Genomic DNA, 13,689 nt, shown 5'->3' with positions numbered 1-13,689 from the left:
CTCCTCCTAGTTACTACATGAAATTCAAATCCTATTTGGCCCAGACTTTATTCCACTGTCCAACCACCATCAATGGCAATCGAGGATCCAGTCATAAAACTTGAAGCTTCTGAAGCAAGGTAAATAATCAACCCGGCTAACTCATCTGGTTTTCCCCATCGCTTAATCGGCAAATGATCAAGGAAAAATTGATTCGCTTCAGGATTATTGATGACAACTTGGTTTAATTCAGTTGCAAATGGTCCAGGACAAATCGCATTCGCCGTAATATTATATTCAGCCCATTCCAGCGCCATCACTTTTGTTAATTGAATGAGACCGCCTTTACTAGAACAATAGGCAGATCGTTCAGCAAGCCCTACCATTCCTAACATCGAAGCAAGATTAATAATTCTTCCATATCGTTGTTGAATCATGTGCGGAGCTACCGCTTTCGAAACGAGGAAAGGAGCTTTTAAATTCGTCTCCTGAACTAAATCCCAACTTTCTTCATCATATTCTAAAAGAGGCTTACGAATATTCACTCCAGCATTATTGATTAAAATATCAATACTTCCATGCTCTGCTATAACCTGTTCCACTAACTCATCTATTTGCTTAGCATCCAACACATCGACTGCATGTCCCGAAACATTTGAATCATAATGATTAGTCAATTCCTGTGCAGCATTTTCTGCCTTTTCAACGTCCCTACTCGTAATCGCTACATTGGCGCCAGCTGATGCGAGCGCTCTTGCAAATTCTAACCCTAGACCTTGACAACCTCCTGTAACGAGTGCCGTTCTTCCTTTTAAAGAAAATAGATTAGAAGACATAAAAAATCCCCCTTATTTCTCAACGTTTTTTTAGTGAAATGGAAAGTAAATATCATCATGGAGTGTAATCGTAGAGGTAGTTTCTAAATTGCAAAGCTTGTTTTCTAGTGGAAAAGTCAGTTAATATTACGAAGGTCAAGCCACTTCAGTTCCTCCTCCGTTAAAAGAATGTCTAAGGCTTGTCTACAAGATGCTAATTCCTGCTTGTTTTGCGGCCCAATAATCGCTGCAGTTGGAAAACTTTGATTCAATACATAAGCTAAACTGATTTGAACAGTTTCAACCCCTTTTTCCTTCGCCATCTGTTCAGCCCGTCGAAAGCGCTCCCAATTTTCATCACTGTAATAAACGCGGACAATATCTTCATGTGAGCGATCCTCAGGTGTAAATCGTCCAGTAAAAAAACCACTCGCTTGCGAGGACCAAGAAAATAGCGGCATATAATTTTCTTCATGCCATGCGAGCATTGGGTCATCAACGGATATACACCCTGCCCAGTATGGCTCATTAGGTTTGGCAAGACTTAAATTGGGACTGCTGAAAGTGAATCCTATCAAACCGTGTTTTTCTGCATAGTCATTCGCTTCTTGAAGCCTTTCGATCGACCAGTTAGATCCACCGAACGCACCAATGCGACCCGCTTCTACATGAGCATTTAAAATCTCGAGAATTTCCCCGACAGGCACTTCAGGATTATCACGATGAAGAGCATACAATTCAACATAATCGGTTCTTAATCTATCCAAGCTAATTTCTAATTCTTCATCAATCGCTTTTTTGCTGACACGTGGACCATCTGCATTATGATGAGCACCCTTTGTTAAAATAATCACATCGTCACGACGCTTATTTTCCTCCATCCAAATCCCAATCGCTTCCTCGCTTTTTCCCCCATAATAAATGAAGGCCGTATCAATCGTATTTCCGCCCATTTCTAAATAATGATTTAACACATCCGTTACACGATCCATATGATCCGGAGTAAAACCACCTGAACCCATGACAAGCCTCGAAATTTCCTTACCGACTCCATTAACGCGAATGCTCTTCAAACATCATCCCTCCATGAATTTAAAAATAGAATGATTCTTACTCTTTTCGCCAGTAAAACTAAATAACCTTCTACTTTTATATATTTTTATGAAAATGACAAAATAAAATGATACATATTCCTAATAGAACAAATTCTCTCGGATGGATATGGCAACGGAAATATGTACAAATGGTTCCTTTAATTTTATTTAGAAATATGTGACTCTAATGAAAGATTCTTGTTGGGAAAATAGAATTGAAGATAGACTTAAGTTATTCTATTTTTATAAGTTTAATCACATAATCTAAGGAATCAGACGGGATTTTCCATCTGATTCCTGAATTTCTTTTTATCTATTTTATTCGAAAGTATGTGCAACAACTATTTTGCATGATTCTTTTCGTAATCTAATGAGTGTTATGATGTTATGCTTACAGGATTATCATTTACTGAAGGAAAGAAAAACGTCAATATATTAAGTTACCTCGTATTCTATCATATTCCCCCCTAGTAATTTGAATATTCAAATTAATTAAACACTTTTTATCTAACCTCTATTTCTATGGATGAGCTCTCCAAATTCAATGAAGACGCCTCTAAATGAATGATTCCTGGTTGATCAGTAGCTTTTATATAAATTAATAACTTGCCATTAAAAGCCTTTCTGTACTTTGCTTGATAATCCTGATGGCTCTTAGGATTACTACATTCAATACCGATAATTTCACCTGGTCCATTGATAGCAACATGTATTTCATTATCCGCATCATAGACAAGGTAATTGTCTTGATCAAGGATATTTACTTCAACATGCGCCACCTCCTGTTTGTTAGGTTTAATGGCTGGTACATCTGAATGCAGTTGTATTTTAATAGGCACACCAGCAGTCTTTAATTCATGTGTACAGCAAATGGTTCCTTTTCGTTTCCCCATCGCTTTTAATGTACCGTGAGAATATGGAATGTCCCAATAGATAGTTCCACCAGGGAAATCTATACGTTTTTTGACACCTACAGATTCACCATTCAAAAGTAAGTCCACTTCAGGACAATTAGTACAGCAAGCAACCCTTACTGTATCTCCTTCATTTCCTTTCCATTGGCAGACGACTTCATGATCCCAGTTAATTTGAACTGGATTTTTAATAGAAGTTATTCCTATATGGACCATATCTTTATGAGACCATTGACTTTGTTTGAAGTAGTATAAAGGTTTTTTGAATCCTGCAAGATCGAGCATTCCCGGAGTAGCATGACGAATTGGCCAACCACGAGCTTCTCCCAAATGGTCAATCCCTGTCCAGATAAATTGTCCAGATATAAAGTCATTATTTTCTACAGCAAACCATGCATCGTGATGTCTTCCGTTTTCACTTCCATATATCACCCGCTTATTGTATTTTTTATGATCTTCGTGATATAGAAACTCTTGATAGTTATAACCCACTACGTCAAGAGCATCTGGAAATTCAGTTTCATTTGACATGACAGCACTTGCTAATGCAGCAGTAACAGGCCGCGTTGGATCAAATTGTTTTACAACATTTGCCAACCTTTTTGCAATATCACCCATGCCCTTTGCTTTAGGCTTTCCTGCTTTGTAACGTCCTTTAAGTACTGGGTGTGAATATGGATCATTAGGATAATCAATTTCATTCCCAATACTCCAGAAAATAATGGACGGATGATTCCGATCTCTTATCACCATATCCCTCAAGTCAATTTCCGCCCACTCAGTAAAGTCAGCAGCATACCCGTCCAACGATGGTTCGCCTTTATTCCAACCTTCTACCCATTTGTTCTTAGGATATTCCCACTCATCAAATGCTTCATCTTGGACTAGGAACCCATAAGCATCACACATATCCAGCAGCTCTGGTGCAGGTGGGTTATGACTCATTCTAATAGCATTAACACCAGCCTCTTTTAAAAGCTGCAATCGCCTGTGCCACACCTTTTCAGGAACTGCAGCACCAAGACACCCAGCATCATGATGGATACATACACCTTTCATTTTTATGTTCTTTCCATTAAGATAAAAACCTGTGTCTGCATCAAAATGGAAATGTCTTATACCAAGTGGAGTTACCTCAAAATCTATTACTTTACCATCCTTGATCACTTTTGTTTCAACATTATATAAATACGGATGATCCGGTGCCCATAAATTGGGCTGTTCAAGAAAAACGGAATGTGAAAAGTTTTGTTCATCATTTGCTTGAATTGTCTCCATGGATGAACCCGCAATGATTTTTTTACCTGCAGCATCATTAATTGAATGTTCAATTATGATATTTGCTTCATTACAATGTTCATTCTTCACATTTGTCTGAATAACAACCTCCGCTTCTGCGTTTGTAATATTAGGGGTTGTGACAAATATTCCATACGGCTGAATATACACTTTATCAGTCTGCTGGATAAATACATTTCGATATATTCCAGACCCCGTGTACCAACGAGAATCCGCAAAGTCCGAATGATCTACCTTAACAGCAATCACATTTTCCTTCTTATCAAAGTGTAAATAAGGGGTTAAATCATAATGAAATGAACTGTATCCATAAGGTCTTTTGCCAAGATAATGTTCATTGACCCACACTTCACTATTTTTATAAACTCCATCGAATTGTATTAATACTTTTCTTTCCTTCACACCTTCTGGAACAATAAAACACTTCCGATACCAACCAATTCCTCCCGGCAAATAACCAGTTGAACTCGCATACTCTTCCTTAAAAGGACCTTCAATACTCCAATCATGCGGCAAGTCTAGTGTACGCCAATCCGAATCATCAAACTCAACCTTAAACGCATTGGAATTATCACCCTTCAAAAATTTCCACTCATAATTAAACTTTCTCCTCTTAACAGACAAATCCCATTCCTGATCAATCACATTTACCATCTTCAAATTACACCTCTTTTAGAGTGCCAGGCACTCATACAATTTAGACACAATTCAGAATAGTACCAGATTTGTTTGAGTGCCTGGCACTCAAACAAATCTGGCAAATCAAACAACTTAGGGCTATCAAATGTACTTGATAGCCCTTTCTACGTGATGTTTAATTACCTTCTACTAATTTTTTATATTCGTCCATTTGTTTTTGGATTTCGTTTAGAACTTTTTCGTAGCCAGCTGCTTCTAATCTTTTCCTTAAGTCATTGACAGCTTTATCTGGGTCTCCTGCTTTACCAAAGGCAATAGCTGGTATAAGTTGTGCGGTCACTTGGGATAGAGCTGCAATTTCAGCATCTACCGGCTTACTATCAAAGACAAATTGACCATAAGGGAATGGTTTCTTAATATTATCGTATTTTGCGTAAATCCCTTCCATTCCATCCCACTGGTCTTCTGATGGGATTTCGAATTTGTCAACACGGCCACCCCAGAAGTTTGAACTAAATGAATCTTTAGTATCATCATATCCTTCAGGACGAACACGTTTACCGTCTACAATTTCGTATTGTACACCTTCAATACCGTAGTTAAACAATCTGTAAATTTCCTCATCATTACGAATTAAATCATATACCATAAGAGCTCTCTCTGGATTTTTACTATGAGCTCCGACAGCAGTAGCACCGTGAGTTATCGACATTGAAATTAAATTGTCACGAGTATCAGACCAAGCAAACATATCAATGTCTGAACCAGGTTGTTTTTTATCCATTTGTGGGCGTAAACCTGAGAATGTTTGCGTATGATGCTGGTCAGCACCCGTTTTACCAGCTTGGAACAATTCACGAGTGTCACCTTTGTAATTCAATACATCTGTGCGCCAATAACCCTTATCTGCCCAATCTTTCATAAGTCTCGCATAGTCTGCAAAAATGGGTTCGAACACAGGACTTACAACAGTGCTGAAATCTTCATATGATTTACCCCAGTAAATTGGAAATACTCCTGTCGTGATTGGAAGTTCAATTTCATCTGAATAAGAATTAACATATCCCCATGCAGTAGTAACATTTGTTCCTTGAGCATCCCAAGGAATAACACCTGGCTTATTATCAATAATTCCTTGGAAGTACTTACCTAACATCTCAAAATCTTTAATATGCTCGTTAATTCCAAATTCTTTTGCCCAATCCGTGCGATAGAAAAATCCATGGTTGACCCATTGAGTATAGGAGTCTTCCGGAATCATCATAATTTTTCCATTGTATTTTGTTTGCTCCCAGTTTTCCTCTGGAACTTCTTGATATGTCTGAGGGGCAAAAGTTGGTAGAAGATCGGAAATATCTAAGAAAGCACCCTTTTGAGCATTTCCCCAAGCATCCAGCCAGTCAGTTGCTGTGATAATTAAGTCAATTGGTTCACCAGAAGCTAGAGTAAGATTATACTTTGTCATATAATCCGCCCATTCAATCCATTTCAACTCAAGATGAGCATTTACTTTTTCTTTTAATCTAGCGTTTACTTGTTCCATTACTTTTTCCAATTGTCCATTGGTCGGTTTATCTCCCAACATCATGTACGTAATGGTAACAAATTTGGAGGTATCGACTTCCCCATCATCGTTTACTTTTGTCCCTGGATTAGGATTTTTCGAACCCGTTTTGTCAGAGCCGCTGCAGGCCGCAAGACTAAAGATCAACAGCATTACCATGGTGATTACAAAGTAATTTCTTACCTTCAACATTTTATTGCCTCCCTTTTCGTTTTTTTGTTCTAAAAAACCTCTATGAAATGAGGAAATCCTCAATCATATTCCATTACCCCTTAACAGCACCAATGGTAATACCTTTAATAAAATATCTTTGTACAAACGGATAAAACAATATAACTGGTCCAGTTGCCACAATCGCTGTCGCCATTTTCATAGATTCAAGCGGGACATCCTGCGGCGGTACATTTGAAGATGCAGCTGAATTTCTTATAAAGTCAGCACTAGTAATAACGTTATATAGAAATAGCTGCAGTGGTCTATATTCCATATTAGATGAAAGAAAAAGCATGGAATGATACCATTCATTCCAATATCCTAAGGCAATGAAAAGTCCTATTGTCGCAAGAGCCGGAGTTGACATAGGTAAAATTAATCGTACAAATATCGTAAAATCTCCCGCACCATCCATCTTTGCAGATTCTGTAATCTCATGTGGAATCGATTTTGTAAACGCCTTCATCATAATGATTAAAAAAGGACTTAACAAACCTGGCAATAATACCGCTAGATAATTATCGTTAAGGTGCATATACTTCGTAACTAAAAGATAAAACGGGACAAGTCCGCCAGAAAAAAGGGTTGTAAAGTAAATATAAAACGATATTTTATTACGATACAAGAAGTCCACCCGCTGCAAGGCATAGCCTGTCATCGCTACAATAAATAAACCAATTGCAGTCCCGGCAACTGTAATAATCAACGTGACGACATACGATCCAATAACAAGCCTTGGATTTTGAAAAACAATTTCGTATGCAAAAGTTGTAAATTCTTTTGGCCATAAAACAAATCCACTTTCCATAATGGCCTTCTCGGTTGTAAAGGAAGAAGCCAAAATCATAACAAATGGCAAAAGACAACATAAAGCGAAAAAACCAATGAAACCATATCCAATGATACGAACCATCATTGTTGAAAAATCCACATTACTTCTAGCTGCTTTTTCCAAAAACAAGTCCCTCCTTTAAAACAATGAATTTTCCGGCGACACTTTTTTAACAAACCAGTTAGCTGTAATCACGATAAAGAATCCTAGAATAGATTGATACAAACTTACTGCACTTCCTAATGAAAAGTTAAAGTTTGTCATTAACGTACGAAATACGTAAGTTTCAATAATGTCTGTGGTTGGATAGAGCATTGTATTGTTGGCACCGACTAAGTTATAAAACAATCCAAAGTTTCCTTTCAAAACTCCACCTAATGAGAATAAGAGTAAAATAATAAAGGTTGGTTTAAGCCAAGGAATAATGATGTATCGAATACGTTGGAAAGCATTGGCTCCATCAATTTCAGCTGCTTCAAGTATGCCTCTATCAAGACCCATGATGGCGGCAAAATAGATGATCGATCCATATCCTGTCGATTGCCAAAGGAAAGTGATGACAATAATATATGGCCAAATTGTAGGATTCGAATAGGTCTGGACTGGATCCAAGCCGACTGCTTTCAAAAATGAATTAAGCATTCCGTAATCGTAGCTAAGTATGTTGTAGGCTAAAAGTCCAACAAGGACTGCGGAAATAAAATGTGGTAGAAACATGATGGTCTGGGATACTTTTTTAAACCATTTACTTGCTAATTCGTTTAGCATAATGGCTACACCGATTTGAAGGATATTGCCAAAAATGATAAAAGCAAGGTTGTACGCAATCGTATTAAAGGTCAACCGCCACAAATCACCGGTCATCACTAAAAAACGAAAATTATCAAATCCTACGAAAGCACTCTTAAAGATTCCCAGTGAATAATCAAAGTTGACAAATGCGAGATATAGCCCTGGCATGGGGAGATAAGCAAAGATAGCAAAGAAAATAATAGCAGGCGAACACATAAGAAGAAGAGTTCGATTCTTCCACATTCTTTTAAACATAGAATCTTTTGTTTGTTTTTGAACAATAGATGACTCTGATTGCCTAGTTTCTGTTTTCATTTACATCCTCCCTAACATAATCTTGAGTCAAAAACGGCAACATAATTTCAAAGATGCGGTACTTAATGTACTTCTTATTGATTATTAAACAATGACATTCCACCTACATGAATAACCCTTCCTTAAAATTTTGTTCTATTTTTTCTTGTTGCCCGTTTACTTACTACAATAATGAAATGGGTTTCATATATACCTCAAAAATCATACTGTATAATGATGAAACTTTTAAAAAGCAAACAACAAAACACAATTTTGAAATCGTTTTCATTTATTAAAAAGACAATCTGCATATCTATTATAATTCCATCTATCTTTCACTTGAAAGCGCTTCCTATTTTTCATTATATTTCCGTTTGCGTTAAAAGTAAATACCATTTATGTTTAAAATTCCCAATAATGAAATCAGTTTCAAAATGATTTAATCCCATCCTATGGAAAGAATCATTCTGAACATAATTTACAGGAATCTCTTAAAACTAGCGATGTTGGTACAATAGTTTCTTTCTCTGCTTCTCTCTCATTAATTAAATCTACTAATACATTAATGGCTGTTTGACCCAACTGATCATAGTTTTGACTTACCGTCGTAAGTCCTGGTGGGAAATACTTCGCTAAATAGATATCATCAAACCCAACAACCGAAATATCTTCCGGAACTTTTAATCCAAATTTAGTAAGTATTTTTATTACCCCAATCGCTACCAAATCGTTAGCGCATATTAACGCTGTAGGTCTCTCATTTAAGTATAGTAAACGGGACGCAACATCCTCACCAGATTCAATATTAAACCCGCTTCCTAAAACCCAATCTTCATTGACATCAAACCCTTTTCCTTTCATCGTTTGAACAAAAGTGTTCTTTTTCAAATCAGTTGAACTTATTCCTTTCTTTCCACCAAGGAAACCAATTTTTGTATGATTTAGATTTAGTAATAATTCCACAAGATTTTCAATGCCAGATTCTTCATCTGTCCTCACTACATGGGCATCTACACCTGTCATTTGACCATTAACAAAAACAACCGGAACCCTCTCCATCACTTTTTTTATTTCTTGAGCATATTCCTCGTCTGTTTCAGTATCATTAATTCTACCACCCAAATAGATAATACCATCCACTTGCTTTTCTACCAAACTATGCAAGTATTTCGATTCATTTTCTGAGTTATTTAATGTGTTGCATAGAAACACTGTATACCCAAGATCCAAAGCATGCGCCTCACTTTTTTGAACGAGAGTCGAAAAGAAAGGATGATTGATGTCGGGTAAAATAAAACCAATTGTTTTCGATTGCTTATGTAATAAGCTTCTCGCCAAACTATTCGGTCTAAAACTATATTTCTCTATTGCATCAGCGATTCTCCTCATCGTCTGTGGACGCACATTTGCATTTCCAGTTAAAAATCTGGAAACCGTTGCTGGTGATACACTAGCTTCTTTAGCGATATCATATATTGTTATATTTCCCTTTTTCATAACTGTCCCCCATTGCTAATCACTTCATAGCAACATTTTTGAAACCGATTTCATTTAATTTTAATACTATGGTAACTCTTGGTCAATATGTATATTTTTTACCAATCAATTGGCATGAAGATATAGAGCCCTAAAAAATGAACGAAACTTACTCAATTATCGATTATCACCTTCCTTCCTCTTCCTTGAAGAAAAGGATTTACTAGATTGGCATAAAGAAGGATATGAATCTAATAATACTGCAAAAAAGATAAAAGAGATGGCATTCGAAAATGGGCATTCGCATTCAAAATACTTTATTCCAGAAGAATTTAAAGAAAGTAAAGAATCTATAAAACTGTATGATTCTTTATTTAACGAGGGACAAAAACTTCGAAAACAAGAAAATCACAAGAAAATGATGACGGCGACTGGAGTAGGTATTCCAGTAAGTGGTTTGGCAGTAGGTACAATAATGCTTCTTAGGCGGAAAAAGAAAATAAATTGATCTTCAAGGAAGATTAGATGGATAAAAAAGCGAAGTCTGTTTGTACAAGACTTCGCTTTCATTGTATTTATATACTTTTACCATTGACAAAATAAAACTCTTTTTCCTTGTCATACTTTACCTTTCCATTCTCTTGTCTAGTTCATAGAATAGGAGAAAGTGTAAAAAGCAAAAAGATTCTAGTTGTTAATTAATATGCGGGAAAATGATAATTTGTCAATAATAGGCTACTCACTAAAACATTTTTATATTTAAGAAATAGAAATTTAAACGACATTCTTTTTATTATTTTAGCAGTCGACCAATATTGCTTTAATTCCCCCATTTTCCTTCATGAAGGTATTCTAACAATGTTGTTAAAACTACATATGACCAAAAAGAAACATAATACAAACCTATTCAAAAAGTTTTTAACCTATAATTCGACAATTTCAATACTTTTGATGATTTCAAATAATCAAAAAGTAATTGCTTAATTTTCCTTATTTGCTTAATATTAGTAATCATAGTAATTTGGATAACTCTAGTTTTCAAAATGGGAAAGGGAGGGAGACATCTTTATCATCTTTCAATCACTTCATATGTAAGCGCTATATTAAGTCTATAGAGATAAGACTTAAAATTATTTTACAAGGGGAGAATTTGTATGAACAAAAAAGTCCACATGTATATAGCTCTCGTATTATCACTATCTCTAATCCTCGCTGCTTGTTCAAAAGATGCCGGAAATGAACCAAGTGATGGAACAGGTCCAATAAAAATAAGCTTAGCCTTAATGGGTGGACCAAAAACACCAAATTCATGGGCTAATAAGGCTCTTTCAAAAGATTTATCTGAAAACCTTGGGAGAGAAGTCGAGGTTGATGATGTATTTTTGCCATCATGGGATGATGCCAAAACTAAAATTAATTTACTTATGAGTGATAAAAAAGAAATGCCTGATGTTATTTGGCATTGGGACATGAATAAGGAGTTTGATAGTTGGGTTAAAGCTGGGGCAGTTGTCGATATGGTCCCCCATTTGCAGAAATACGGGCAAAATATTATTAACTATTACTCTAAAGAAACAATGTTCTATCATTGGGACCCTAGTGGAAAAATCTTTAGACTCCCGGCAGACATATCAGAGCCGGGAACAATGACAACCATTATTCGTAAAGACTGGTTGGATAATTTAGGTTTAGAGGTGCCAAAAAACTTAGATGACTATATTAAAGCTCTTCGCGCCTTTACAAAGGATGATCCAGATGGAAATGGCAAAGATGATACTTATGGATTTGCAGGAGAGAATTCATATCGAACATTCGCCCCATTTTTTTATTCTCACGGCGTCGATCCTGAAGCCTTTATGATTCAAGAAGATGGAGCAGTAAAATATGGAGCAACCATGCCTCAAGTAAAACAAGTTTTAGCTATATTACGTGGTTTATATGAGGAAGGTATATTAGATCCGAGAATGGTTGCCCCGATTGACGGTGCGCAAGTTGATGATATTGTAGCCAACGGTAAAATAGGTTCAATCTATCGGTGGGTTGCATTTTTTAATCCCGAGGAGTCCATTCACCAATCTTTTAAAGCACTAAATCCCGATGGTGAATATATGGCTCTCGAACCTTTAGTAGGGCCGGACGGATTTGCTTCAGATATTCCATCGGATAATATCGGCTGGTCATTTTTATCTGTTACGGCTGCTGCAAAAGAACCGAGTGCAGCTGTTCAAGTATTAAATCGCATGGCTTCTTCTGAAACAAATAAACTAATTAGATTTGGTGAAGAAGGAGAGCATTATGAAATTATTGATGGCGAATACAAAACTAAACTTACTCCAGACGAAAAGAATGAGCTTGGATTAGGCAACTACAGCTGGTATATTACTCGAAAAGATGAAGCAAATATTGAAAATACTCCTGAAGTCATTGAATTGTTTAATAAACGCGATGAAACTTCAAAGCCAATGAGGGAGAAAATTGTGTTTTTTAAATCTTTAGAGCGTCCTGCTTGGATTGAATATAGTGCCGATGTAAACAAACTTAGAGATGAAACGTTTTGGGGAATTATCGCTGGTGAACTTCCACTGGATGCTTTTGATGATTTCGTCGCAAAATATCCTGGCATGGGTGGAAAAGAAATCGAGGAAGAAGCAAACAAACTATATACTGAACAAGATCAACAGTATGAAGAGTTCTCCAAGTGGTATGACGAAAATATTGAGTCTTATAAGTAAGCCAAATATGAGTTCCCGATCTTCGGGAACTCACCTTATCTAAATTCCAAAGTTAAAAAGTGGGTGGTATGTTTTGAAAGTCAATAAAACACTTAACACATCTCCAATAACAACAACTTTAGGAGTAAGTAAACGCCAACAGATTTTGAAAGATATGGTCAGAGATAAATATTTGTATCTATTACTCTTACCTGGATTAATCTATTTAATTATTTTTAAATACTTTCCTATGTATGGAGTCATCATAGCATTTAAAGATTTTAATATGTTTGCTGGTATTATTGATAGTCCATGGGCAGGGTTTGAACAGTTTGAACGATTATTTAGAACACCCGATTTTCAAAAGATTTTTATGAATACCCTCATTATTAGTTTACTTAAACTCGTGTTTGGCTTCCCTGCACCAATTATTCTAGCATTACTGTTAAATGAACTTCGACATATGTTTTTTAAGCGTTTCACTCAATCCGTTTTGTACTTGCCGCATTTCGTTTCTTGGGTTATTTTCGCTGGAATTATTATGACTTTTTTAAATCCTGTTGATGGGTTAGTTAACCATATAATTCAATACTTTGGCGGCAAACCTATGCATTTCCTAACGAGTAAAGAACATTTCAGATCAATCCTCGTGATAACGGATATTTACAAAGAAATGGGTTGGGGAACGATTATTTATTTAGCTGCTATGACTGGCGTTAATTCCGATCTTTATGAGGCATCACGAATCGATGGAGCAAATAAATTTAAACAAATGTGGCATGTTACACTACCTTCTATTCGCCCAGTAATACTTATTATGTTGATTTTAAGTCTGGGAAATATTTTAGAAGCAGGTTTCTTCCAAATTTATTTACTATATAGCCCGCTGGTCTATGATGTAGCCGATATAATCGATACGTATGTATATCGAAGAGGTATCCAAGAAGCCAACTATAGTTTAGCTACTGCTGCAGGTTTATTTAAATCAATCATTGCCTTGGTGCTAATCGTAACCGCAAATAAGATTGTTAAAAAGTTTGGGGAAGATGGACTATGGTGAGGTGAAA

General features: G+C 36.3%; 10 protein-coding genes. 3 read left to right on the top strand and 7 right to left on the bottom strand.

Translation table 11 applies throughout. From position 1 onward, the window contains the following. Positions 1 to 47: 47 nt before the first annotated feature. The 7 genes from KHA96_RS12480 to KHA96_RS12450 form a co-directional block, all read right to left on the bottom strand. Positions 48 to 815 (bottom strand): SDR family NAD(P)-dependent oxidoreductase, encoded by a 768-nt coding sequence (locus KHA96_RS12480; protein ID WP_213129594.1) that lies wholly within the window; start codon positions 813 to 815, stop codon positions 48 to 50. A gap of 116 nt (positions 816 to 931) precedes the next feature. Continuing rightward, a complete protein-coding gene (locus tag KHA96_RS12475; protein ID WP_213129593.1) occupies positions 932 to 1,867 on the bottom strand; it encodes an aldo/keto reductase in 936 nt (311 codons plus the stop codon). A gap of 524 nt (positions 1,868 to 2,391) precedes the next feature. Continuing rightward, positions 2,392 to 4,755, bottom strand: coding sequence for a glycoside hydrolase family 2 TIM barrel-domain containing protein (locus KHA96_RS12470; RefSeq protein WP_213129948.1), 2,364 nt, complete (start codon positions 4,753 to 4,755; stop codon positions 2,392 to 2,394). Positions 4,756 to 4,915: 160 nt separating this feature from the next. Next, entirely contained in the window at positions 4,916 to 6,496 is a 1,581-nt protein-coding gene (locus tag KHA96_RS12465; RefSeq protein ID WP_213129592.1) for an ABC transporter substrate-binding protein, read from the bottom strand. Positions 6,497 to 6,569: 73 nt separating this feature from the next. Next, positions 6,570 to 7,433 carry a carbohydrate ABC transporter permease gene (locus tag KHA96_RS12460; RefSeq protein WP_213129947.1) on the bottom strand — a complete coding sequence of 288 codons (864 nt, stop codon included), beginning with the start codon at positions 7,431 to 7,433 and terminating at the stop codon, positions 6,570 to 6,572. Between the two features lie 54 nt (positions 7,434 to 7,487). Further along, complete coding sequence (locus KHA96_RS12455; RefSeq protein ID WP_249315589.1) at positions 7,488 to 8,396, bottom strand: ABC transporter permease; 909 nt, start codon at positions 8,394 to 8,396, stop codon at positions 7,488 to 7,490. A gap of 501 nt (positions 8,397 to 8,897) precedes the next feature. Then, positions 8,898 to 9,932, bottom strand: coding sequence for a LacI family DNA-binding transcriptional regulator (locus KHA96_RS12450; protein ID WP_213129590.1), 1,035 nt, complete (start codon positions 9,930 to 9,932; stop codon positions 8,898 to 8,900). A gap of 259 nt (positions 9,933 to 10,191) precedes the next feature. On the opposite strand from KHA96_RS12450, the gene KHA96_RS12445 reads away from it, so the two are divergent. The 3 genes from KHA96_RS12445 (at position 10,192) to KHA96_RS12435 (ending at position 13,682) form a co-directional block, all read left to right on the top strand. Continuing rightward, the gene (locus KHA96_RS12445; RefSeq protein ID WP_213129589.1) at positions 10,192 to 10,419 is read left to right on the top strand and encodes a hypothetical protein; all 228 of its coding nucleotides are present in this window, start codon (positions 10,192 to 10,194) and stop codon (positions 10,417 to 10,419) included. 646 nt (positions 10,420 to 11,065) lie between these two features. Continuing rightward, the gene (locus tag KHA96_RS12440) at positions 11,066 to 12,643 is read left to right on the top strand and encodes a type 2 periplasmic-binding domain-containing protein (protein WP_213129588.1); all 1,578 of its coding nucleotides are present in this window, start codon (positions 11,066 to 11,068) and stop codon (positions 12,641 to 12,643) included. Positions 12,644 to 12,716: 73 nt separating this feature from the next. Then, positions 12,717 to 13,682 (top strand): ABC transporter permease, encoded by a 966-nt coding sequence (locus KHA96_RS12435; RefSeq protein WP_349305740.1) that lies wholly within the window; start codon positions 12,717 to 12,719, stop codon positions 13,680 to 13,682. Positions 13,683 to 13,689: the final 7 nt, after the last annotated feature.

It is taken from the genome of Bacillus sp. FJAT-49711, from assembly GCF_018343715.1.
In the GTDB taxonomy this organism is placed as follows: Bacteria; Bacillota; Bacilli; order Bacillales; family Bacillaceae_C; genus Lederbergia.
Note: the sequence above shows the minus strand (reverse complement) of the source record. Positions and strands in the feature narration are given on the sequence as shown.